Genomic DNA, 23,676 nt, shown 5'->3' on the forward strand with positions numbered 1-23,676 from the left:
GTTGAGGCCGAGGCTACCGTGCGGCGGCGCGAGGAGTGTGACGTACCGTCCGTCCCGCTGCCAGGATCCCCCGCCATTCACCCAGGGGGACGCTTGTACGGGTGTGAGCCGTTGCATGCCGAACCCCGGGAACCCTCGCGCGTTGTTCTTGATTTGAAGGGGCACAGCATGGGTTGGGCACCAGGACAGTACGAGAAGGGGATGGACCAGGGCATGCGAAACCGACGTCGGCGTTCCCGTGCCGTCCTCGCCGTCACGCTGGCGGCCGCGCTGGGCGTGACGGGCTGCCACGCACTGGGGGGCGGCTCCCCGGCGCCGAAGGCCACCAAGGCCCGGCCGAGCCCGGTGTGGGACCGCAGCCCGTCCTCGGTGGCCGCCGTCGGCGACTCCATCACCCGCGGCTTCGACGCGTGCTCGGTGCTGTCGGACTGCCCCGAGGTGTCCTGGGCGACCGGCACCAGCACGCAGGTCGACAGTCTGGCGGTGCGGCTGCTGGGGCGGGAGCGGGCGGAGGAGTACAGCTGGAACTACGCGCAGACGGGCGCCCGGATGGCCGACCTGCCGGACCAGATGGCGCAGGCGGCCGCGCGCAGGCCCCAGTTGGTGACGGTGATGGCCGGGGCGAACGACGCCTGCCGCTCCTCGACGAGGGCGATGACCTCGGTGGAGGACTTCCGCGCCGAGTTCGAGGAGGCACTGGCCACGCTGCGCCGGGCGCTGCCGAAGACGCAGGTGTACGTGGCGAGCGTGCCGAACCTGAAGCGGCTGTGGTCGCAGGGCCGTACGAGCCCGCTGGGCAGGCAGGTGTGGAAGCTGGGCATCTGCCCGTCGATGCTGGGGGACGCGGACGACCTGGACTCGGCGGCAACCGTGCGCCGGGACAAGGTGCAGCAGCGGGTGAAGGACTACAACAAGGTGCTGGAGGAGGTGTGCGCCAAGGACCGGCGGTGCCGTTTCGACGGGGGCGCGGTCTACGCGTACCAATTCGACACGGACCAGTTGAGCCACTGGGACTGGTTCCACCCGAGCAAGGACGGCCAGGCGCGGCTCGCCGCCATCGCCTACCGGACCGTCACTGCGGAGGGGCCGTGACCTAGAATTTTTCCACATGAGCGAACTTTTCGGCACACTTCCCGACGGCACTCCGGTCCACCGCTGGACGCTGAAGCGCGCGGGAGTGCGGGTACGGGTCCTGACGTACGGCGGGATCGTCCAGTCCGTGGAGGTCCCCGACCGGGACGGGCGGGCGGCGAACATCGTGCTGAGATTCGCCGGCCTGGACGGCTATCTGACCCAGCCGGAGCCGTTCCTCGGCGCCCTGATCGGCCGGTACGCCAACCGGATCGGCGGTGCCCGTTTCCCGCTGGACGGCCTGATCTACGCGCTCGAACCGAATGACGGGCCCAACAACCTGCACGGCGGTCCGCGCGGCTTCGACAAGCGCCTGTGGGAGGCGGAGCCGGTCGAGCACGGGGTGCGGCTGACCCGGGTCAGCCCGCACGGCGAGGAGGGCTTCCCGGGACGTCTGGACGTGACCGTGACGTACACCCTGGACGAGTCCGGTGCGCTGCGTATCGCGTACGAGGCGGTCACGGACGCGCCGACCGTGGTGAACCTGACCAATCACAGCTACTTCAACCTGGGCGGCGCGGGGAACGCGGGCGGACACGAACTGCGGCTCGCCGCCTCCCGGTTCACGCCGGTCGACGTGCATCAGATCCCGGTCGGCGAACCGGAGGACGTGACGGGCACCCGCTTCGACTTCCGCACGGCGCGCAAGGTCGGCTCCGGCTACGACCACAACTTCGTCCTCGACAAGGGCGTCACGGACACCCCGGTCGAGGTCGTCGATCTGTACGACCCGGCGACCGGCCGCGTCCTGACGGTGTCGACGACCGAGCCCGGCATCCAGCTCTACACGGCCGACCACATCGGCGACCCCTTCGCCCCCGGCGAGGCGATCGCCCTGGAGACCCAGCACTTCCCCGACTCCCCCAACCGCCCGGACTTCCCGAGCACCCAGCTGCGGCCGGGCGAGGTGTACCGCTCGGAGACGGTGTACGGCTTCGGCGTCCGCGGCTAGCCGCTCGGGCGTTCAGTGGAGCCGCCTCCGCCGCGAGCCCCGGTCCAGGGGTCAGGTCCCGGGCCGGGGCCACGTGGGGGCTCGTCCCGGGTCAGACGTTAATCGGGGCGGCGAGGCGGAAACCGGTGATCGAGCGGCAGCCGGTGATCTCGTACGAACCCTTCACAAACGCCCGCCTGTTCGCGCCGTCAGTCCGTGACAGCGGTCTCCCCGTCGCCCCGCACGTGCGCGAGCGTCTTGCTGAGCACGCACACGACGGCGAACGCGAGTGCCCAGGTGTGCCGGCCGGCGGCGTACAGCGCCACGACACCCGTGCCGAACCAGAGCGTCTCGAAGGCGACGCGGGCGGCGCCGTGCAGCTTGAACCTCGCTCTCGGGGAGCCGAACAGGCCCCACAGCCAGCCCAGGAGACCCGGGCCGAGGACGGCGAGCAGGAAACGGCCGGTGTCGACGACGCCGAACCCCCAGTAGGCGACAGCCGCGAGGACACCGATTTCCAGGAGGAAGAGGACGCCGAGGTTGACGGCTTTGGCTGTCTTCACGGGTGGCAGTATCACCTGTCCGCGGGCACCGCCGCCACAATTTCGATCTCCACCTGGGCCTCCGGCCGGAACAGCCGGGGTACTTCGAAGGTCATGCTGGTCGGCGGGGTGCCGGTGGGGAACTCCCGGCGGACCGCGCCGTATTCGTCGAGTTCCGTGATTCGGTGAGGTCGGTGCGGATGTCGATGACGTCCGCGAGGGTCGCGCCGTGGGCCCCGGGCAGGGCGGCGATCGTCTCGAAGGCGCCCCGGGTCTGCTCTGCGCGGCCGGCGCCCTCGGCGATCTGGCCGGAGAGGTACAACAGGGCGCTGCCGTCGGTGTGTTCGACGCGGGCGACCTGGGAGCAGCAGGGGCTGGCTCGCACGCACCATGGCGTAGACCACTCAGGTCACGCGATACTTCCGCCGTCCCGCACCACGCGCCCCACCGCGACGGAAGGACCTGAACTCCCTTGACCTCCCTACGTGTTCGGATCGGTGTCCTAGGACTGAGCCTGCTGGCCGGCCTGACCGCCCCCACGGCGACGGCCGCCGCGGACACCGCGCCCTCCCCCACCGTCGAGGAACGGCGCCTCGACCAGGCCGTCCCGCAGGAGATCCTCCGGCGCTCCGGATTCGACGCCGTGGCGCCGGACTTCGCCCACGCGCTCGACGCCGCGCACTCCTACGCACAGGCCCGCCGCATCGTCGTACGGCAGGGATCCGCGCTGTGGCGGCGGGCCGTGGACCGAGCGCAGGGGCGGGGGCCGGAAGGAGGCGGCCTGAGCCGGGACGACGACCGGCCGCTGTACTGGGCGCGGTTGGGGATGACGCGGGAAGTACGCACGTACGTGCCGAGGTTCGCGCTCAGCGACCCCCGACGTTCCGCTCTGCTCGCCGAGTTGGAACGCACGTCGCGCGGGCAGACCGACGTCGGCCACCCGCGCGGCAAGGGGATCCGGCGCATCCTCGTCACCGGCTTCGACCCCTTCACGCTCGACCGGGACATCCGCATCTCCAACCCGTCCGGGGCGACCGCGCTGGCGCTGGACGGCACGGTGATCGAGACGGCGGACGGGCCGACGCGCATCGAGACGGCCGTGTTCCCGGTGCGCTGGCAGGACTTCTCCGAGGGAGCGGTGGAACGGGCGCTGCGGCCGTATCTGCCGAAGGTGGACCTGTTCACGACCGTGAGCCAGGGGCGGGTCGGCCGCTTCGACGTGGAGCGCACCAACGGGGCGTGGCGCGGCGGCTTCCCGGACAACGACAACGTCTCCCGCACCGAGACGGTCCCGGTCACCGACCCCGCCTCGCAGCCCCAGTGGACGACGACCACGCTGCCGTACGCCGCGATCGTGGCCGCGCCGACCGGGCGCTTCCCGGTGTACGACCACACGGAGGTCACGGAGATCCCGGCGGGCGGCACCGATGCCGTCGTACGGCCCGACGGCCCGACCCCCGGGTCGACGGCGCGGGCCGGGGGCGGCGGGGACTACCTCTCCAACGAGATCGCCTACCGGGCCACGCTGCTGCGGGACCGGCTGGGTCTGCACGGCACGCTGCCGGGCGGGCACGTGCACACGCCGGTGCTGCAGTTCGGCACCGGGAACACCGATCCGGCGACCGGCACGGTCACGGACCCGGAGTTCGTGCGGAACCGGCTGGACATCATCGAGCAGGTGCGGTCGATCGTGACGGTGGCGGCGGACGTGACGTTCACCAAGTGACCTGCCCTCACCACGTGACCGGCTGATCCTCGGAGTCGTCGGCGCCGTCGCGCGCGTCCTCCCCCGCGATCTCCTCGCCCAGCAGTTCCCGGGCGAGGAGCGTGGCGCCCGCGACCGCGCCCGGCATCAGGAACACCGCGGCGAAGGGAACCGCGAAGGCCAGGGCGAGGGGGGGGCCGAAGCCCCAGACGAGGGTCTTGCGGGAGCGCAGCAGGGTGAGCCTGGCGCGCAGTTCGACACCGCGGCGCTGGAGGGCGACGCCGGTGAGTTCCTCGGTGAGGAAGAAGCCGGTGACGAAGAAGCCGATCACCGGTACGACGGTCTGCCCGACGACCGGCAGGAAGCCGAGGGCGAAGAGCAGGACGCCCCACAGAAGGGCGCGGACCAGGATGCGCAGGCTGTCCCGGGCCGAGATCCACAGCTCGCGCCACAGGGGCAGGCCGGACTCGGGCGCGATGCCGTCGGGCGACACGTCCCGGTCGACGGTCCCGGAGAGGCTCTCGTAGAAGGGCTGTCCCACCAGGAGCGTCACGGCGGTGAAGGTGAGAACGGCGAGCAGCAGGCCCAGGGCGAACAGCACGGCCGTGAGGAAGCCGCGGAACAAGCCCAGCCAGGGGCTCGGCCAGTCGTCGGCGAACGGGGTCGCCCAGCCGACGAAGTGCCCGCCCCACACGGCGAGGGCGACCAGGGCGGCGACGTAGAGGACGAGGGTGATCAGCCCGGGCAGCAGCCCGAACCCGAACTGTTTCCCGTGCCGGCCCACCCACCGCTGGCCCTTGAGGAGATAACCGAAACCCACCCCGAGATCACGCATGCGGGAACCCTATCGGCCGGACGGTGGGCCCCGTTTGTCAGTGGTGATCGATAAGGTCTGCGCACCTGAACGGGCCTGATCGGCCAACTGCGCGCTCTGGCCCGGAGTTTGCTGACCGCGGATTGACCCGTCGGCGCTACGCGTCCCGCATCCGCCGCAACAGGTCCCGCAGTGAGCGGCGTTCGCCGTCCGTGAGGCCCGCCAGGGGCTCGCGGGCGAAGCGCAACCCCTCGCGCAGCTCGCGGGCGACCCGGCGGCCCTCGTCCGTCGCGGCCGCCAGCTTCACCCGGCGGTCGGTCGGGTCCGGCCGGCGTTCCACCAGGCCTCGGGACTCCAGGCGGTCCACGATCCCGGTGACGTTCGACGGCTCGCACTTCAGCTTGTTCGCCAGCTTCCGCATCGGCAGCGGGTCCAGTGACAGCAGGCTCAGCAGGCGGGCCTGGGCGCCGGTCAGCGCGTGCTCGGCCGCCACGTCCTCGTAGTCCGCGTGGAACCGGGCCACCACGTCACCGATGAGCTCGACGACCTCCAGGGTGAGTGCGTCGGGGCGGGTCTTCTGTGGGGTGGACATGCCCTCCACCCTATCCCGTTACTTGACATCATGAAATATTCAGGGGCATGGTTGTTTCAGATACTGAAATAAAGCTGCCGACGTACAGCTGACGTACCTGCGAAAGGCACCGTTCATGAGCAACCGCGAATGGCATCTCCTCAGCCGCCCCGTCGGCTGGCCGAAGCCCGAGGACTTCGCCCTGGTCGAGACCGAGGTCCCGACGCCCGGCGACGGCCAGGTGCTCGTGCGGAACACACATCTCTCGGTCGACCCGTACATGCGCGGCCGGATGAGTGCCGCCAAGTCGTACGCGGCTCCGTACGAGCTGGGCAAGGTCATGCAGGGCGGTGCCGTCGGCGAGGTCCTCGCCTCCAACGCCGAGGGCATCTCGGCCGGCGACCACGTGCTGCACTTCTTCGGCTGGCGCGAGTACGCGGTCATGGACGCGAAGCACGCCGTAAAGGTCGACCCGGAGGCCGCGCCGCCGTCGACGTACCTCGGCGTCCTCGGCATGACCGGCCTCACCGCCTACGCCGGTCTGCTGCGCACCGCCTCCTTCAAGGAGGGCGACGTCGTGTTCGTCTCCGGCGCCGCGGGTGCCGTGGGCAGCCAGGTCGGCCAGATCGCCAAGCTCAAGGGCGCCTCGCGGGTCATCGGTTCGGCCGGGTCCGACGAGAAGGTCGAGCTGCTCGTCGACGAGTACGGCTTCGACGCCGCCTTCAACTACAAGAACGGGCCGGTGAGCGAGCAGCTGCGGGCCGCGGCACCCGACGGGATCGACGTCTACTTCGACAACGTCGGCGGCGAGCACCTGGAGGCGGCCGTCGGCTCCCTCAACCTGCGCGGCCGTATCGCGATCTGCGGAATGATCTCGGTCTACAACAACACCGAGCCCGCGCCCGGCCCGCGGAACCTCGCGCGCCTCATCCAGACCCGTGGCCGTATCGAGGGCTTCCTGGTTGGCGACCACTACGACCTTCAGCCGCAGTTCGTGTCGGAGGTCGTCCCGTGGGTCGCCTCGGGTGCGCTCAAGTACCGCGAGACCGTCGTCGACGGCATCGAGAACACCCTGGAGGCGTTCCTCGGCGTCCTGCGCGGCGACAACACGGGGAAGATGATCGTCAAGCTCTGACGGCCGCTTCGGCTCGTTCGGCCCTTTCCAAGGTTTCCGCCATCCGGTGACTTCTTTCCGAAACCGTCGGCGATCGTGGGCGCGAGTCCCGGCGGGCCCCGGAGGAACACACCGTATGGCCGTACAGCAGTCCGACGTCCTGTACACCGCCGTCGCCACCGCCGAGAACGGTCGTGACGGCCGGGTCGCCACCGACGACGGCAGGCTCGACGTCGTCGTGAGCCCGCCCGAGGAGATGGGCGGCAGCGGCGCCGGCACCGATCCTGAGCAGCTGTTCGCCGCCGGGTACAGCGCCTGCTTCCAGGGCGCCCTCGGCGTGGTCGCACGTCAGGCGAAGGCCGACGTCTCCGGTTCGACGGTCACCGCGAAGGTCGGCATCGGCAAGAACGAGGACGGGTTCGGGATCATCGTCGAGATCTCGGCGGTCATCCCGAACGTCGACGCGGACACCGCGCGCGCCCTCGTCGAGCAGGCCCACCAGGTCTGCCCGTACTCGAAGGCCACACGCGGCAACACCACGGTGACACTGGTCTGATCGCGCTCACCCCTCGGCAGAGCGACGGGCTTGCCCAACGGGCGCCACAGGCTGTGCCGCTGCGCTTGCGCCCTGCCCCGTCCCGCTGACGCGGTGGTGGGACAGGGGTCGTTGACGGGCCCCCGCGTCGCCACGGCTGCCCCCCGCCCTGGCGCGGATGTTGCGGGAGCTTCGGGGGCGGATCGGAGAGATGTACCGGTTCGGATCTACCGCAACAAGGGACCGTAGGCGTTACTGATACCCCCGGACTGCCGATACCGGAAGCTCCGCACAGGGCATGCTGGGGACGGCCGGACTCGGATCTACCCGGTTCGGCTCGGCTCGACCTGGCTCGGCTCGGCTCAACGCCGCTCGGCCCGGCCCGGTGACGAGAGGCAGGCGGCACTGATCATGGCGACCATTCCTTCGTTCCCCGGCAGGCAGGACATGCTGCGCGTCGCACGCAGCACCACCGACATCACCGGCCAACTCCTGGACACGGCCGGGAACATCACCAGAATCGCGATCAACACCCTGGATCCACGCGACGGTTCGGGCCCGGAGCTGCTGCGCGTGCTGCGCCGGACCACGGCGGAACTGGCCGAGGCCAGCGCGTCACCGCAGGCGCAGGAGGCCTTCTACCGGATGGTCGACACGCTGACCCGGCTGGGCGCCAGCGGCGCCCCGCTCGCCACCCACCCGGTAAGTGAACCGGCGCAGGCCCTGCTCACCGCGCTCGGCGACGGCCTGCTGCCCGTGCTGGACGCGGTCGGCCCCGCGGTGGAGGAGATCGCGGCGGTCCTCGGCGAGCTGACGGAGTCCGCGTCCCCGTTGCTGCCCGCGGCGGCCGGAGCGGCGGCGGGCGCCCTGCTCGTCCTCACCCCGGTGATCCGCGTGGCGGCGGAGGTGCTGCGCGACTCCTCCCCCGAACTGCGCCGTATCGCGGACGCCCTCACGTCGGCCCTGGCACCCCTGATGCCGCTCCAGGCGGCCCTCGCGGAACGGGCGGCCACCGCCGGCGCGGGCGTCGTCCGCACGGCGCTCCCGCCCCTGGCCGATCTGGCGGAGGCCGCGGCGGCGACGACGAAGGCGGCCCGGCCGCTACTGATCGCGGGCGAGGAACTCCTGGTCGCCGGCCTCGAACAGCTCCAGCCCCGGCTCCTGACGGCCGTCTCCCGCACCGGCCGCCTGGTCCGGGCGGTGGCGGTACGGGTGTCTGCGGCGGTCAGCCCGGCCGCGGAACACGGTGTGGTGGTCGCGGTGACGCCGGCGTAGGCGAGGGGGCCGCCTCGTCTCAGGTGCACCACCACAGGAACCGGTTGCACGTCTTCGTCGGGGACGGCTGCGGGGCCGGTTTCGACGGCGAGGGGTTCGACGTGGGGGTGGCCGTCGGGCGCGGGGCCGGGCTCGTGGACGGGTGGGCCGTGACACGGGGAGTCGTCGCCGCCGACTCCTCCGACCTGGTGGGCTCGCCGTCGGGGGACTTGGACGCCTTGGCGGACTCGGAGGCCGACGGGGACGCCGACGCGTGCGGTGACGTGGCCCCCGGGGCCGCCGTGCTGTCGTCGACCGGCTCGGCCGTCTCGTCCGGGGCCGAGGAGGACGTACCGCCGTCGGCCGACTCGCTCCCGGCCACCGGGGGGCGGGCGCTGGAGAAGGGGGCGTCCGTGCCCAGCTCCGCCAGGCTCAGGCCACCGGCCGCCAGCACGAACCCCGCGGCGATCAGCACGATCCGGCGCCGCCGCCGGCGGTGGGCGGCGGCCTTGCGGTCGCGGCGGCTCGCCTCGGCACCGGCCGGACCCTCGTCCGCCGCCCTGCCGCGCGAGCGGCCCCGGCCACGGCCCTGTTCCCGGCGGCGCGCGGCCCTGCCACGTGGCTCGTCGTCCCCGTCCGGATCATCCGGACCATCCGGACCATCCGGATGATCCGGGTCATCGGGCTCGTCGTCCGCCGCCCGCGCGGCGTCCTCGTCCCCCGCGCCGCCATGATCGTCGTACGTGTACTCCTCCTCGTACGACGGCTGCGGGCGCGCGTTCATCTCGCGTGCGTGCGCGCGGAGTTGTTCGATCGGTGTGCCGCACCCCGGGCAGGCGAGGGCGCCATTGAGGTGCCGTCGGCACGGGTGGCAGTAGTCCATGACGCCGGAAGACTAAATTCCTCACGGGTAACGTTCATAGGGGCTGCTGTGAAAATTGTGTGGGGAACCCACCATACCGGTGTGGCAAGTTGAGCCGGCCCAGCTATATGGCTACCACCTCGCCCCTAGCCTTGTCGGAACCGTTACCTGTTCGACCCATTGACACCCCCGTCGCCCCGTCCTTACTGTCACGCCAGCATTTCGAACGTGTGACGAAATCTCGAACAGCTGAGGGGCAACTGCCGTGCGCATCACCGGAATCAGCACGCACGTGGTCGGGACGCCGTGGCGCAATCTGACGTACGTGCAGGTGCACACCGACGAGGGGATCACGGGAGTCGGCGAGACCCGGATGCTGGGCCGCACCGACGCGCTGATCGGCTATCTACGGGAGGCCGAGGCCAACCACATCCTCGGCTCGGACCCGTTCGCTGTCGAGGACCTGGTGCGCCGGATGAAGTACGGCGACTTCGGGCGCGCGGGCGAGATCGTGATGTCCGGGATCGCGGTCGTCGAGATGGCCTGCTGGGACATCAAGGGCAAGGCGCTCGGGGTGCCGGTCTGGCAGCTGCTCGGCGGCAAGGTCACCGACAAGGTGAAGGCGTACGCCAACGGCTGGTACACGACCGAGCGGACCCCGGAGGCGTACCACAAGGCCGCTCAGGGGGTCGTGGAGCGCGGGTACCAGGCGCTGAAGATCGATCCGTTCGGGACCGGGCACTTCGAGCTCGACCACGAGCAGACCCTGTACTCCGTGTCGCTGATCGAGGCCGTGCGCGACGCCGTCGGCCCGGACACCGAGCTGATGCTGGAGATGCACGGGCGCTTCTCCCCCGCGACGGCCGTGCGGCTGGCGCGCGAGCTGGCCCCCTTCAAGCCGGCCTGGCTGGAGGAGCCGGTGCCGCCGGAGAACCTCAAGGCACTGGCGAAGGTGGCCGGGAAGGTGGAGCTGCCCATCGCCACCGGGGAGCGGATCCACGACCGGATCGAGTTCCGGGAGCTGTTCGAGAGCCAGGCCGCCGACATCGTCCAGCCGGACGTCGGCCACATCGGCGGCATCTGGGAGACCAGGAAGCTGGCGGCCACGGCCGAGGCGCACTACGTGCTCGTCGCCCCGCACAACGTCGGCGGCTCCGTGCTCACCGCCGCCTCGCTCCAAGTCGGCTTCTCCACGCCGAACTTCAAGATCCTGGAGCACTTCAACGACTTCGCCGACGCCGAGATCAAGAAGGTGGTCAAGGGCGCGCCGGAGGTCGTGGACGGCTACTTCCGGCTGTCCGACCGACCTGGTCTCGGCGTCGAGCTGGACACCGACGCGGCGGCCGAATTCCCCCAGCAGCAGGCCCGTTTCGACCTGTGGGCCGAGGGCTGGGAGCAGCGCCGGCCGAAGGGGAGCGGGAAGTGAGCAGCGCCGTCGTCGTCGAGGCACCCGGCGCGCACCGGCTCGTACCGCACGAGCCACGTGAACCCGGTCCGGGCGAGGCGCTGGTCGCCGTGCACGCCGTCGGGATCTGCGGCAGCGACCGTGAGGTGTACCAGGGCAACCGGCCCGAGGGGTACGTCCGTTACCCGATCGTCCCCGGTCATGAGTGGTCCGGGACCGTGCGGGCGGTGGGGGACGGGGTGCCGTCGACCCTCGTCGGGCGCAAGGTGGTCGGCGAGGGCTTCCGCAACTGCCAGGTGTGCGACCGCTGTCACGCCGGCGAGACCACCCTGTGCACCGCCGGATACGAGGAGACCGGGTTCACGCAGCCCGGCGCCATGGCCGGCACGCTCACCCTCCCGGCCCGGCTGCTGCACGTACTCCCGGACGCGGCCGACCTGACCGCAGCCGCGCTCCTGGAGCCCGCCGCCTGTGTCGCGGCCGCCGCGCTCAAGGCGGGGGCGCGGCCGGGCGAGCGGGTGGCGGTGGTCGGCACGGGCACCCTCGGGATGTTCGCCGTGCAGTTCCTGGCGGCCGTCTCCCCCGCAGAGCTGCTGGTCGTGGGCACGCGACGCGACCGGGAGGACCTGTCCCGGCACTTCGGCGCCACCGACTTCCGTACGAAGGACCAGGACCTCCCGGACGACATCGACGTCGTGATCGAGACCGCCGGGTCCGCGTCCGCCGCGCGCACCGCAGCCTCCCTGCTCAGGCGCGGCGGACGCCTGGTCCTCACCGGCATTCCGGCACCGGGAGCGGATGGGCTCGACCCGACCGACCTGGTCGTACGGCAGCTGGAGGTGCACACCGTCTTCGGGGCACCGCCGGACGCCTGGGCGCACACGGTGCGGGTGTTCGGGGCCGGCCTGCTCGACCCGCTGCCGCTCGTCACCGACGAGCTGCCACTGACGGAGTTCTCGCAGGCCATCGAGCTGGTGGGGGCGGGCGATCCGAAGGTGGGGAAGGTGCTGCTCCGGCCTTAGCAGGGCAGCACCGGGCCAGGCCCGTCCGCACCCTCCTGTCCATTTCTCCGCCCCGAGTTGCGAACCACGTACGAAATACCGAACACGAAGGACAGCCCGTGACCGACGCTTCCGCCACGGCAGCCCGAAGGCCCGGTGAGCAGGCACTCGCCGCTCTCGGCCTGGGCGCGCCCACCCTCGACCCCGCCGACGCCTCCGCCCACTCCTTCCCGGGCGGTGGCCGCTGGCGCACCGAGATCCCCTCGTGCGAGGGTCCCGAGGCGCTGGCGGTCGTGCTCAAGGAGTCCTCGCGGCTCGACGTGCCGATCCACCGGATCAGCCAGGGCAGCGGCGTATGGATGCTGACCGACGCCGAGATCACCGAGATGGTCGAGGCCACCAACGAGCGTGACATCGAACTGTGCCTGTTCACGGGGCCGCGCGGCACCTGGGACATCGGCGCCTCGGTGCGCTCCGACTCGCGCGGCGGGGGCCTTCGGGCCCGCGGTCACGACGCGGTCGCCGGCTGCGTCGAAGACGCCGTACGGGCGACCGAGTTGGGCGTCCGGTGTCTGCTCGTCGCCGACGAGGGCGTGCTGTGGACGCTGCACCGGGCGCGCGAGGCGGGGATCATCCCGGCCGAGACCACACTGAAGGTGTCCGCGCTCGTCGGGCCGGTCAACCCGGCGTCGTACGCCGTCATCGAGCGGCTCGGCGCCGACTCCATCAACGTGCCCAGCGATCTGACGCTCGATCATCTCACCGAGATCCGGCGGGTGTCCGCCGCCCCCATGGACATGTACATCGAGGCTCCCGACGACCTCGGCGGCTATGTGCGGATGTACGAGGTCGCCGAGCTGATCCGGCGCGGTGCACCGCTCTACCTGAAGTTCGGGCTGTCCAAGGCTCCCGGGATCTATCCGTACGGCACCCATCTGCGGGACCTGACCCTGGACACCGCCCGGGAGCGGGTGCGGCGCGGCCGGCTCGCCCTGGATCTGCTCGCTCGGCACGGCGCGGAGGACGGCATGGCGCCGCTCGGCTCGCGGCTGCCCGGCCCGCTCCACCGTTTTCCCGCAACCGCGTGACCCCTCTCAACGACGAGAAGAACAAGGACGGATCACATGCGCAACCGCAGAGCCGCACTCGCCGCCGTGGCATCGGCCGCGTCCCTCGCCCTCGCCCTGTCCGCGTGCGGTCAGAACAGTGAGGGCGGCAGCAAGGACGACAAGGGCAGCGCCAAGGGCGGGACCATCGGCATCGCCATGCCCACCAAGTCCTCCGAGCGCTGGATCGCCGACGGCAACAACGTCGTCAAGGACCTCAAGGCCAAGGGCTACCAGACCAAGCTGGTGTACGGCGAGGACGACCCGGACCAGCAGGTCTCGCAGATCGAGAACCTGATCACCCAGGGCGTCAAGGGCCTGATCATCGCGGCGATCGACAACAAGTCGCTGAACAACGTGCTCCAGGAGGCCGCGGACGCGAACATCCCGGTCATCGCGTACGACCGCCTCATCCTCGGCAGCAAGAACGTCGACTACTACGCCTCGTTCGACAACACCAAGGTCGGCGAGCTGCAGGCGAACTACATCGTGGACAAGCTGGGTCTGAAGGACGGCAAGGGCCCCTTCAACATCGAGCTGTTCGCCGGCTCCAACGACGACAACAACACCAAGTACTTCTTCAACGGGGCGATGAGCGTCCTGAAGCCGTACATCGACAGCAAGAAGCTGGTCGTCCGCTCCGGGCAGACCGCGCTCAACAAGGTCACCACGCTGCGCTGGGACGGCGCCACCGCGCAGAAGCGCATGGACGACATCCTCACGTCGTCGTACAAGTCGCAGAAGGTCGACGCGGTCCTCTCGCCGTACGACGGCATCTCGATCGGCATCCTGTCCTCGCTGAAGTCGGACGGCTACGGCTCGAAGAGCAAGCCGCTGCCCGTCGTCACCGGCCAGGACGCCGAGCTGGCCTCGGTGAAGTCGATCATCGCCGGTGAGCAGACGCAGACCGTCTACAAGGACACCCGCAAGCTCGCGGACGTCGCCGCGGGCATGGTCGACGACGTGCTGAACAGCAAGAAGCCCGAGGTCAACGACACCCAGACCTACGACAACGGCAGCAAGGTCGTGCCCTCCTACCTGCTCCAGCCGGTGAGCGTCGACAAGACCAACTACGAGGACGTGCTGGTCAAGGGCGGCTACTACACCGACGCCGAGCTCAAGTAAGCGACGGTTCCTACGGATTGGAAGGCACGACCATGGCGGGACCCGTCCTGGAGATGCGCTCGATCGTCAAGACCTTTCCCGGTGTAAAGGCGCTGTCGGACGTCACGCTGACCGTCCGCCAGGGCGAGGTCCACGCCCTCTGCGGGGAGAACGGCGCCGGGAAGTCGACCTTGATGAAGGTGCTCTCCGGTGTCCATCCGCACGGCAGTTACGAGGGCGAGATCCTCTTCGAGGGTGAGGTGTGCCGCTTCCGGGACATCCGGGCGAGCGAGCAGCACGGCATCGTCATCATCCACCAGGAGCTGGCACTGGTGCCGTTCCTGTCCATCGCGGAGAACATCTTCCTCGGCAACGAGCACGCACGCCGCGGACTGATCAACTGGAACGAGACGCTCAGGCACGCCACCGAACTGCTGCGCCGGGTCGGACTCGACGAGCACCCGGAGACCCGGGTCGCCGACATCGGCGTGGGCAAGCAGCAGCTCGTCGAGATCGCCAAGGCGCTGTCGAAGCAGGTGAAGCTGCTCATCCTCGACGAGCCGACGGCGGCCCTGAACGACGAGGACAGCGGCAAACTCCTCGATCTCATCCTGGAGTTGAAGAAGCAGGGCATCACCTCGATCATCATCTCCCACAAGCTGGGCGAGATCCGCAGGGTCGCCGACTCGGTGACGATCCTGCGCGACGGCCGCTCCATCGAGACGCTCGACGTGAAGGCGCCGGAGACGACCGAGGAGCGGATCATCGCGGGCATGGTGGGCCGCGACCTCGACCACCGCTTCCCCGAGCGCACCCCGCACGAGGCGTCCCTCGATGCGGCTCCCGCCCTCGAGATCCGCAACTGGACCGTGCACCACCCGATCGACCAGCAGCGCAAGGTCGTCGACGACGTGTCGCTCCAGGTGCGGCGCGGGGAGATCGTCGGCATCGCGGGCCTGATGGGGGCCGGCCGTACCGAACTCGCGATGAGCGTCTTCGGGCGGACGTACGGGCGGTACGCGGGCGGAACGGTCCTCAAGGACGGCACCGAGATCCGTACGAAGACCGTCGCGGAGGCGGTCGGGCACGGCATCGCGTACGTCACCGAGGACCGCAAGCACTACGGCCTCAACCTCATCGACACGATCGGCCGCAACATCTCGCTGACCGCGCTCGGCAAGGTCGCCAGGCGGGGGGTCGTGGACGAGCACGAGGAGCGGCAGGTCGCCGAGGGCTTCCGCACGTCCATGAACATCAAGGCGCCGACCGTCTTCGAGCCGGTCGGGAAGCTGTCCGGCGGCAACCAGCAGAAGGTCGTCCTCAGCAAGTGGATCTTCGCCGGGCCGGATGTGCTGATCCTCGACGAGCCGACGCGCGGCATCGACGTGGGCGCCAAGTACGAGATCTACACGGTCATCGACCAGCTGGCCGCACAGGGCAAGGCGGTCGTCTTCATCTCCTCCGAGCTGCCCGAACTGCTCGGCATGTGCGACCGCATCTACACGATGGCCGCCGGCCGGCTGACCGGCGAGGTGCCGCGGGCCGAGGCCACGCAGGAAGTGCTGATGCGGCACATGACGAAGGACAAAGAGGTATCGCGATGAGCACGGATGTGACCGCCAAGAGCCCGGCCCCCGCGCCGCCGGGTCCCGCCGGCGCGGGCCTGCTCGGTCTGATGCTCGCCGGCCTGCGCCGCAACATGCGCCAGTACGGCATGCTGATCGCCCTCGGCCTGATCGTCGTCCTCTTCGCGATCTGGACCGACGGCGACCTGCTGCTGCCGCGCAACGTCTCCAACCTGGTGCTGCAGAACAGCTACATCCTGATCCTCGCCATCGGCATGATGCTGGTGATCATCGCCGGGCACATCGACCTGTCGGTCGGCTCGCTGACGGCGTTCGTGGGCTCGTTCGCGGCCGTGCTGACCGTGCAGCACGGGGTGGCATGGCCGATCGCGCTGGTGCTGTGCCTGCTGGTGGGCGCGGTGGCGGGCTCGCTCCAGGGCTTCCTGATCGCGTACCTCGGGATACCGTCCTTCATCGTCACCCTCGCCGGCATGCTGCTCTTCCGCGGTCTGACGGAGATCCTCCTGAAGGGGCAGACCCTCGGTCCGTTCCCGAACGGCCTGCAGAAGATGGGCAACGGCTTCCTGCCCGAGGTCGGCCCGAACACCAACTACCACAACCTCACGCTGCTGCTCGGGCTCGTCCTGATCGCCGCCGTGGTGTGGCAGGAGGTCCGCGACCGCCGCCGCCAGCAGGAGTTCGCGCTCGAGGTCCTCCCCGGCCGCCTCTTCCTCCTCAAGCTCGTCGCGCTGGTCGCCGCGATCCTCGTGCTCACCATGCTTCTGGCCAGCTACAAGGGCGCCCCGATCGTGCTGATCATCCTGGGTGTGCTGGTGGTCGGCTACGGCTACGTGATGCGCAACGCGATCTTCGGCCGTCACATCTACGCGATCGGCGGCAACCTGCCGGCGGCCAAGCTCTCCGGCGTCAAGGACAAGAAGGTCACCTTCTATGTCTTCCTGAACATGGGCGTGCTCGCGGCCCTGGCGGGTCTGGTGGTCGCCGCCCGCCTCAACGCGGCCTCGCCGAAGGCGGGCGTCAACTTCGAACTCGAGGCGATCGCCTCGTCGTTCATCGGCGGCGCTTCCATGAGCGGCGGTGTCGGCACCGTCCTCGGCGCCATCATCGGCGGTCTCGTGCTCGGCGTGCTGAACAACGGCATGAACCTCCTGAGCGTCGGCACCGACTGGCAACAGGTGATCAAGGGCCTCGCCCTGCTCGCGGCGGTCGGCTTCGACGTGTGGAACAAGCGCAAGTCCGGTTCGTAAGTCAGTCCAGGGCCCGTCCACTCCGGACGGGCCCTCAACCTGCAGGAGCCGCAATGGACATGAGCATGAGCAGACGTACGGTCATCGCGGGCGCGGCGGCAGCGGGCCTCACCGCGGCCACGGCGGGCACGGCACGGGCCGCATCCGGCCGGCCTGTCAGGGAACTCTTCGGCAAGCTCGCGGACGGCACGAAGGTCTACCGCTGGTCGCTGGCGAACGGCGGCACGCGCCTGAAGGTCCTCTCCTACGGCGGCATCGTCCAGTCCCTGGAGATCCCCGACCGGCACGGCCGCTACACCAACGTCTCGCTGGGCTACGACAACCTCGCGGCCTACGTGGCCGGCACGACCTTCTTCGGCGCGACCATCGGCCGCTACGGCAACCGCATCGCCAAGGGCCGCTTCACCCTCGACGGCACGGCCTACCAACTGTCCGTCAACGACGGCGAGAACAGCCTGCACGGCGGCGCCCAGGGCTTCAACACGAGGGTGTGGGACGTCGAGGGCTTCACCTCGGGCTCCGACGTCGGGCTGCACCTGTACTACACGAGCCTCGACGGCGAGATGGGCTATCCGGGCACGCTCCGCACGAAGGTGACGTACACCCTCACCCGGCACGGTGACTGGCGCATCGACTACGAGGCGACGACGGACAAGCCCACGGTCGTCAACCTCACGAACCACACCTACTACAACCTGGCGGGCGAGGGCAGCGGCGGCATCTACGACCATGAACTGTGGCTGGCCGCAGCCCGCTACACGCCCACCGACACGGGCCTGATCCCGACGGGCGAGCTGGCACCGGTATCGGGCACGCCCTTCAACTTCCGCACCGCGAAACCGATCGGCCGGGACATTCGCGCGGGCCACCCCCAGCTGATCACGGCGAAGGGATTCGACCACAACTTCGTCCTGGACAAGGGAGTGACGGCGACGCCGGAGCACGTGGCGACGCTCCGCGACCCGGGTTCCGGCCGCACCCTGAAGATCGCCACCGACCAGCCGGGAGTGCAGTTCTACTCGGGCAACTTCCTGGACGGCACCCTGGTCGGCCCGTCGGGCCGTACCTACCGCCAGGGTGACGGACTGTGCCTGGAGACCCAGCACTTCCCGGACTCGCCGAACAAGCCGGCGTTCCCCTCGACGGTACTGCGCCCGGGCCAGACATACCGGACGACGACGAGCCACTCGTTCAGCGCGTGACGGACCGCACCCGGACGGTCACCGACTCACACTTCTTTCACATGAGTTGAACGGCACCGCCCGGGTCTCCGTACTGAAGGGTGGCCCGTGCTCCCCCGCGCGGGCCACCCACGGACGACGGGCCCGCGCCGTCCCCGCCGGGCCCGCGCCGTACGGAGGTTCCATGGCCGACAACGTCACCTCGCTGTTCCGCAGCACAGCGGCGCACAGCCCGTCGATGGCGGCGCTGACGCGAGAGGGCGGCGAAGGTGCCGGGCCGGTGGACTTCTGCATCCCCTGCAACCCGTACTTCCCCACACCGGCGATGTTCGAGGAGATGGCGGCACGCCTGCGCGACATCGTCACGTACTACCCCAGCAGCGCCGACACGATCACGGCGGAGCTGTGCGCCCTGCTCCGACTACCACCGCAATGCGTGGCCATGGGCAACGGCTCCACAGAACTGATCACCTGGATCGACCACTTGCTGGTACGCGAGTCCCTGTCGATCCCCGTCCCGACATTCGGCCGCTGGACCGACCAGCCGATGGAGACGGGCAAGCGGGTGGACATGTTCCCGCTCCAGGAGTCGAACGGCTTCGCCCTGGACCTGGCGGCGTACGCGGAGTTCATCCGCGCACGGGGCACCCGCGTCGCAGTCGTCTGCAACCCGAACAACCCGGACGGCGGCTACGTCCCCCGGCACTCGGTCGTGCAGTTCATGGACGCGTTGGCGGACCTGGACCTGGTGGTGATCGACGAGTCGTTCCTGGAGTTCGCCGACGCGGAGGCGGAACCGAGCGTAGTCCAGGAGGCGATGCTGCGCCCGAACGTGATCGTGCTGCGCAGCCTGGGCAAGAACTTCGGCCTGCACGGCATCCGCTTCGGCTACCTGGTGGCGAACCCCGCCCTGGCCGGCCGGATACGGCGGATGCTCCCGAAGTGGAACCTCAACTCCTTCGCGGAACATGTGGTGTTCATGCTGAAGGAACACGGAGCGGAGTACACGCAGAGTCTCCACCAGGTACGCAGGGACCGCCTGGAGATGGCCAGTCACCTCTCGGCCCTCCCCGGCCTCACGGTCTACCCCTCCCAGGGCAACTTCCTCTTCGTGCGCCTTCCCGTGGGCGCCGAGGGCACGGTGGTCCGGGACCGGATGCTCACCGAGCACCGGATCCTGGTCCGCGAGTGCGGCAACAAGATCGGCTCTTCCAGCCGCTTCCTGCGGCTCGTGGTGCGCCCCCAGGTGGACGTGCGTCGCCTGGTGTCCGGCCTGGAACAGGTGCTCTACGGGTCCAGGAGGGGAGCCTCCGTACCCGAGCTGGGTACAGGGACCAACTACAGCTCGGGTACGGCGGCAGTGGACAGACTGGTGAGCGAAACGAACGGCACGGGGATCCCGGGCCTGGCGGGACTGGCAGCACAGGGGCTCGCCGGTCCGGCCTTCACCCCGGCCGCCGCAGGCACCGGCATGCCGCTCCCCACCGCGGCGCAACAGCCCGGCGGGATGCCGATGCCGGCGGCGGCGGCCCAGGCGATACCGGCACCGATGCCCATGCCGACCCCGGTTCCGGCGCCGATGCCGATGCCGGTGGCGGCCCCGACTCCCGCACCCATGCCCGCACCGGTTCCCCCATTCGTACCGGCACCAGCCGCCGGCCCCGGTCCCGTACCCGTCGCCGTACCGCCACCCGGTCCCACACCCCCCGGCGTCCCGGCCCGCGGCGGCCTCACCGCCGCCCAGGTCCGAGGCATGACGGCCCCGCCGCACGGCCTGACCCCGGCCCCGGCAACGGGCTGGCCCAACGCCCAGAGCTGGCCGAACCCGGCGGGGATGGGCCAGGTGGGCTGAGAAGAGCCGGAAGGCACGCCACCTCCCCGAATCCCCCCGCACGCCAGGCATTTGACACACAACGGCAGATTTCACAACAAGCCGGTACCGCCCGAGATCGCCTACGGGTTCTCCCAAGCCCCCGGCTCCGCCGCGAGTTCCCGCACCGGCTCCGGCAGTGCCCCCGTCGCCAGGTCCGAGACCGTGACCCCCTCCAGGATCTTGCGGACGTTCGCGCGCAGGGCGATCCAGAGCGGGAGCAGGGGTTCGGCCGTGCCCGTGTAGGAGAGCCCCGTCGGGCGTTCCCCCCGCACCGAGACGATCGGGCCGTCGACCGCGCGGATCACGTCGGCGACCGTGATCAGTGTCGCCTCCCTGGCCAGGCGGTAGCCGCCGCCCCCGCCACGCCGGCTGTCCACGATTCCGGCGCGCCGGAGGTCGCCGAGGATGCCTTCCAAGAACTTGTGCGGGATACCCTGTTCGGCGGCGATTTCCTCTGCCTTCACCGGGGCGTCACCATGCCGTACGGCCAGCTCGAGAGCCGCCCGTACCGCGTAATCCGCCCGCGCCGAGATCCTCATGGGTCCATTGTGGGCCGTGTGACCGTGGAGAATGGCCGGACCCGCGCCCCGTAGGATCGCCACGGAGGAACCCTTGGCGCTCAGCAGACGTTCATTCAGTGCCCTGGCCGGCTCGGCCGCACTCGGCTTCGCCCTGGGCGGCAGCGGCGGCCCCGGGGCACCTTCGGCGTACGCCGCGCGCAGTGTGCCGACCGGTCCCGCGCCGGCCCCGCCCGGCGCGGACGGACGCACACACACGATCGGGTACGACCACTACTCGCTGCTGGTGGACGGCAGACGCCTGGTCGTGTGGTCCGGTGAGATGCATCCCTTCCGGCTGCCCAGCCCCTCCCTGTGGCGCGATGTGCTCCAGAAGATGCGAGCCCATGGATACAACGCCGTCAGTATCTATGTGTCCTGGAATGTCCATTCCCCTGCCCCGGGACAGTACGATTTCACCGGCGTCCGGGATCTGGGTCTCTTCCTGCGCACCGCCACGGAGACCGGGCTCTACGTCATCGTGCGTCCCGGGCCCTACATCAACGCCGAGATCGACGGCGGCGGCTTCCCCGGCTGGCTCACCGCCACCAAGGGAACCGCCCGGACCGCCGACCCCACCTACCTGTCGCACGTCGACGAGTGGTTCACCGCCGTGAACCGGATCATCCGGCGGCATCTGTTCACCGAGGGCCGCGGCACCGTACTGCTGTACCAGATCGAGAACGAGTACGACGCCCACGTCACCGACGGCACCGGCCGCTCCTACATGTCCCATTTGTACGAGAAGGTGCGCCGGGACGGGATCGACGTGCCCCTCTTCCACAATGACAAGGGGCGCAACGGGTACTGGGTCCCCGGGGCGTTCGACACCCACGGTGAGAGCGGTGGGTGGCTGTACGGGTTCGACGGGTATCCGTCACCCTCCCAGGTGCCGCCCGACTGGGGGCACTTCGGCGTCGGCGGGGCCAAGGGCGGCGCCACGGCCAGTCCGCGTACGCCCGGGTTCGTGCCCGAGTTCGGGGGCGGCTGGTTCGATCCGTGGGGCGGGGTGGAGTTCCAGGGGAAGGGGTACGCCGAGTCGCGGCGCACCCGGGACGCGGCCTACGAGCGGCGTTTCTGTCTGACCAACCTCGCCAACGGGCTCACGCTGCACAACGTCTACATGGCCTTCGGCGGCACCTCCTGGGGCTGGCTGCCCGCGCCGGTCGTCTACACGTCGTACGACTACGGCGCAGCCATCGACGAGGCCCGCAACGTCACCCCCAAGGCGGCCCCGATGCACGAGCTCGGGCACATGGTCCAGCGCGTGCCCGACTTCGCCAAGCTCGACAAGGCGGCATCGGTCGAAGCCGCGGACCTGAAGGTCTACCACCTCACCAACCCCGACACCGCGGCCCATGTGTACGTCGTCCGCAACGACGGGGACGAGGAGGTCACTTCCACGCTGCCGACCGACGCCGGCGAGCTCCAGCTCACCGTCCCGGCCCATGACGCCCGGCTGCTGACCACCGGGCTCTCCCTCGGCAAGCGGAGGCTGCGGTACTGCACCGCCCAGCCGATGGCGGTGCTCACCGCGGGACGGCAGGACATCGCGCTGTTCAGCGGGCGGTACGGCGACATGGCGCACCTCGTGCTGGAGTGCCCGAGCGAGCCCCTCGTCAACCGGCTGGACGCGGAGGCCGCGTGGGTCTACGACCGGAACGCGCTGCACGTGACCGTCCCCCTGGGCCAGGGCGGGCTGACCCGGGTACTGGTCGAGCACGGCGAGAGCGAGACGCCGCTGCTGCTCCTCTTCGCCGACGACGCGACCGCCATGCGCCTCTTCCCGTACGACACCCCGTCCGGGACCGTGCTGGTCTACGGCCCGGCGCTGCTGCGTGACGTCGCACTCGACGGCTCGACGGTACGGCTGACCGGCGACGTCATCCAGCAGACCGGTCTCGAGGTGTGGGGGCCGCGCGGCATGGCGGCCGTGGAGTGGAACGGGCGCCCGGTGCGGATGCGCACAGCAATGGCCGGAAGCCTGGTGTCCGAGGCACTGATGCCGGGGGTCACGAAACCGGTGCTGCCGGCGATCGGCGGCTGGCGGCGCCGGAGCGAGAACCCCGAGGCCGCGCCCGGCTTCGACGACTCGGCGTGGACGGTCGCAGACAGGACGACGTCGTTCAGCACGACGCCCGTGCCCAAGGGGCAGCCGGTGCTGTTCGCCGACGACTACGGCTTCCACTACGGCGACGTCTGGTACCGCGGGCACCTCGACGCCACCGCCGGTCTGGAGTCCGTCTCCCTCGCCTACAGCACGGGCACCCAGGGCATGCTCATGGCCTGGCTGGACGGTCACCCGCTGGGCTCGCACCGGATGCCCGTGCCGGACAAGAAAACGGTCAGGCAGGGGAGTTGGGCGGACACGGCCACCTTCTCCATCGCCCAACTGCCCGAGGGCGTACGCGAAAAGCTGACCGCGCCCGGCGGCCACGTGCTGTCCGTGCTCGTGCGGCGCATGCAGCACGACCAGGACGGCAAGGCCCTCGACACGCACAAGGTGGCCCGCGGGCTGACCGAGGTGACCTTCAAGGGGGCCTCGCCCAAGGTGAGTTGGCGGATCCAGGGCGAGGCCGCGCCGGATCCGGTGCGCGGGCCGCAGAACAACGGCGGTCTGTACGGGGAGCGGGAGGGCTGGCATCTGCCCGGCTTCGCGGACGGCGGCTGGAAGCCGGCCGGCTTCCCACGCGCGGACCAGGGGCAGGGCGTGACCTGGTACCGGACGAGCTTCAAGCTGTCGCTGCCGGGTGACGTCGACGCCTCGGTGGGCCTGGTCCTGGAGGACGACCCGGCCCGCGCCTACCGGGTGCAGATCTTCCTCAACGGCTGGAACATGGGCCAGTACATCAACGACGTCGGCCCGCAGCACACCTTCGTCCTGCCGAACGGCATCCTGCGCACCCGGGGCACCAACACCCTGGCCCTGGCCGTCCTGTCCGACGGCACCACGGAGTCGGGACCCGGCCAGGTGCGGCTGACCCTGCTGGGCAGCGCGGCCGGAGGACTGCCGGTGACAGCGGTGGACTCCCCCGGCCGATGACCACTGGGCGAGCCGGATCGCGTTCCAGGACAGCGGCTCGAGTACGGGGGTGAGCCAGCCGTCCCTTACGACGGTGCTCTCGGTCCGGTGCGCTGTGACCCGTTCCGGGGCGTC

At 70.2% G+C, this 23,676-nt stretch carries 21 protein-coding genes; 15 read left to right on the plus strand and 6 right to left on the minus strand.

What is annotated here, in order from left to right; all coding sequences use genetic code 11:
• Nucleotides 1-213: 213 nt before the first annotated feature.
• Nucleotides 214-1,092, plus strand: coding sequence for an SGNH/GDSL hydrolase family protein (locus tag IEZ19_RS11625; RefSeq protein ID WP_189311059.1), 879 nt, complete (start codon nt 214-216; stop codon nt 1,090-1,092).
• A gap of 16 nt (nt 1,093-1,108) precedes the next feature.
• Entirely contained in the window at nt 1,109-2,083 is a 975-nt protein-coding gene (locus tag IEZ19_RS11630; RefSeq protein WP_189311060.1) for an aldose epimerase family protein, read from the plus strand.
• 188 nt (nt 2,084-2,271) lie between these two features.
• Here IEZ19_RS11630 and IEZ19_RS11635 read toward each other — a convergent pair whose 3' ends face one another.
• Nucleotides 2,272-2,625: a YrdB family protein gene (locus tag IEZ19_RS11635; RefSeq protein WP_229840220.1), complete on the minus strand. Its 354-nt coding sequence runs from the start codon at nt 2,623-2,625 to the stop codon at nt 2,272-2,274.
• Between the two features lie 91 nt (nt 2,626-2,716).
• Entirely contained in the window at nt 2,717-2,989 is a 273-nt protein-coding gene (locus tag IEZ19_RS11640) for a hypothetical protein (RefSeq protein WP_308428950.1), read from the minus strand.
• 87 nt (nt 2,990-3,076) lie between these two features.
• On the opposite strand from IEZ19_RS11640, the gene IEZ19_RS11645 reads away from it, so the two are divergent.
• On the plus strand, nt 3,077-4,330 hold the full coding sequence (locus IEZ19_RS11645; protein WP_189311062.1) for a pyroglutamyl-peptidase I: 1,254 nt from the start codon (nt 3,077-3,079) through the stop codon (nt 4,328-4,330).
• Nucleotides 4,331-4,337: 7 nt separating this feature from the next.
• On the opposite strand, the gene IEZ19_RS11650 is transcribed toward IEZ19_RS11645, so the two are convergent.
• Both IEZ19_RS11650 and IEZ19_RS11655 read right to left on the minus strand, forming a co-directional pair.
• Nucleotides 4,338-5,144: an EI24 domain-containing protein gene (locus IEZ19_RS11650; protein ID WP_189311063.1), complete on the minus strand. Its 807-nt coding sequence runs from the start codon at nt 5,142-5,144 to the stop codon at nt 4,338-4,340.
• Between the two features lie 136 nt (nt 5,145-5,280).
• On the minus strand, nt 5,281-5,715 hold the full coding sequence (locus tag IEZ19_RS11655; protein WP_189311064.1) for a MarR family winged helix-turn-helix transcriptional regulator: 435 nt from the start codon (nt 5,713-5,715) through the stop codon (nt 5,281-5,283).
• Nucleotides 5,716-5,830: 115 nt separating this feature from the next.
• Between IEZ19_RS11655 and IEZ19_RS11660 the strand changes: the two genes are divergently transcribed.
• The 3 genes from IEZ19_RS11660 to IEZ19_RS11670 all read left to right on the plus strand — a co-directional run bounded on the left by IEZ19_RS11660 (nt 5,831) and on the right by IEZ19_RS11670 (nt 8,618).
• Nucleotides 5,831-6,829, plus strand: a complete 999-nt coding sequence (locus IEZ19_RS11660; RefSeq protein ID WP_189311065.1) for an NADP-dependent oxidoreductase — start codon at nt 5,831-5,833, stop codon at nt 6,827-6,829.
• Nucleotides 6,830-6,944: 115 nt separating this feature from the next.
• Complete coding sequence (locus IEZ19_RS11665) at nt 6,945-7,364, plus strand: organic hydroperoxide resistance protein (protein ID WP_189311066.1); 420 nt, start codon at nt 6,945-6,947, stop codon at nt 7,362-7,364.
• A 390-nt stretch (nt 7,365-7,754) separates the two neighbouring features.
• Nucleotides 7,755-8,618: a hypothetical protein gene (locus IEZ19_RS11670; RefSeq protein ID WP_189311067.1), complete on the plus strand. Its 864-nt coding sequence runs from the start codon at nt 7,755-7,757 to the stop codon at nt 8,616-8,618.
• Nucleotides 8,619-8,637: 19 nt separating this feature from the next.
• Here IEZ19_RS11670 and IEZ19_RS11675 read toward each other — a convergent pair whose 3' ends face one another.
• Nucleotides 8,638-9,480 (minus strand): SCO2400 family protein, encoded by an 843-nt coding sequence (locus IEZ19_RS11675; protein WP_189311068.1) that lies wholly within the window; start codon nt 9,478-9,480, stop codon nt 8,638-8,640.
• Nucleotides 9,481-9,724: 244 nt separating this feature from the next.
• Between IEZ19_RS11675 and IEZ19_RS11680 the strand changes: the two genes are divergently transcribed.
• The 8 genes from IEZ19_RS11680 to IEZ19_RS11715 all read left to right on the plus strand — a co-directional run bounded on the left by IEZ19_RS11680 (nt 9,725) and on the right by IEZ19_RS11715 (nt 19,941).
• Nucleotides 9,725-10,885: a mandelate racemase/muconate lactonizing enzyme family protein gene (locus IEZ19_RS11680; protein WP_189311069.1), complete on the plus strand. Its 1,161-nt coding sequence runs from the start codon at nt 9,725-9,727 to the stop codon at nt 10,883-10,885.
• The gene (locus IEZ19_RS11685) at nt 10,882-11,886 is read left to right on the plus strand and encodes a zinc-dependent alcohol dehydrogenase (RefSeq protein ID WP_189311070.1); all 1,005 of its coding nucleotides are present in this window, start codon (nt 10,882-10,884) and stop codon (nt 11,884-11,886) included. The genes IEZ19_RS11680 and IEZ19_RS11685 overlap by 4 nt, the downstream gene beginning before the upstream one ends.
• A 98-nt stretch (nt 11,887-11,984) precedes the next feature.
• Nucleotides 11,985-12,953, plus strand: a complete 969-nt coding sequence (locus IEZ19_RS11690) for a hypothetical protein (RefSeq protein ID WP_189311071.1) — start codon at nt 11,985-11,987, stop codon at nt 12,951-12,953.
• A gap of 36 nt (nt 12,954-12,989) precedes the next feature.
• Complete coding sequence (chvE, locus tag IEZ19_RS11695) at nt 12,990-14,096, plus strand: multiple monosaccharide ABC transporter substrate-binding protein (protein ID WP_189311072.1); 1,107 nt, start codon at nt 12,990-12,992, stop codon at nt 14,094-14,096.
• Between the two features lie 32 nt (nt 14,097-14,128).
• Entirely contained in the window at nt 14,129-15,679 is a 1,551-nt protein-coding gene (gene mmsA / locus IEZ19_RS11700) for a multiple monosaccharide ABC transporter ATP-binding protein (protein ID WP_189311073.1), read from the plus strand.
• A complete protein-coding gene (gene mmsB, locus IEZ19_RS11705; RefSeq protein WP_189311074.1) occupies nt 15,676-16,908 on the plus strand; it encodes a multiple monosaccharide ABC transporter permease in 1,233 nt (410 codons plus the stop codon). The genes mmsA and mmsB overlap by 4 nt, the downstream gene beginning before the upstream one ends.
• Before the next feature lie 59 nt (nt 16,909-16,967).
• Nucleotides 16,968-18,110 (plus strand): aldose epimerase family protein, encoded by a 1,143-nt coding sequence (locus tag IEZ19_RS11710; protein ID WP_189311075.1) that lies wholly within the window; start codon nt 16,968-16,970, stop codon nt 18,108-18,110.
• A gap of 163 nt (nt 18,111-18,273) precedes the next feature.
• Complete coding sequence (locus tag IEZ19_RS11715; protein ID WP_189311076.1) at nt 18,274-19,941, plus strand: pyridoxal phosphate-dependent aminotransferase; 1,668 nt, start codon at nt 18,274-18,276, stop codon at nt 19,939-19,941.
• 101 nt (nt 19,942-20,042) lie between these two features.
• Here IEZ19_RS11715 and IEZ19_RS11720 read toward each other — a convergent pair whose 3' ends face one another.
• Nucleotides 20,043-20,501 (minus strand): RrF2 family transcriptional regulator, encoded by a 459-nt coding sequence (locus IEZ19_RS11720; protein ID WP_189311077.1) that lies wholly within the window; start codon nt 20,499-20,501, stop codon nt 20,043-20,045.
• Nucleotides 20,502-20,574: 73 nt separating this feature from the next.
• On the opposite strand from IEZ19_RS11720, the gene IEZ19_RS11725 reads away from it, so the two are divergent.
• Nucleotides 20,575-23,562 carry a beta-galactosidase gene (locus tag IEZ19_RS11725; RefSeq protein ID WP_189311078.1) on the plus strand — a complete coding sequence of 996 codons (2,988 nt, stop codon included), beginning with the start codon at nt 20,575-20,577 and terminating at the stop codon, nt 23,560-23,562.
• The last annotated feature ends 114 nt before the right edge of the window (nt 23,563-23,676 follow it).

Origin of the sequence: Streptomyces brasiliensis (assembly GCF_014647875.1) — a bacterium.
In the GTDB taxonomy this organism is placed as follows: Bacteria; Actinomycetota; Actinomycetes; order Streptomycetales; family Streptomycetaceae; genus Streptomyces; species Streptomyces brasiliensis.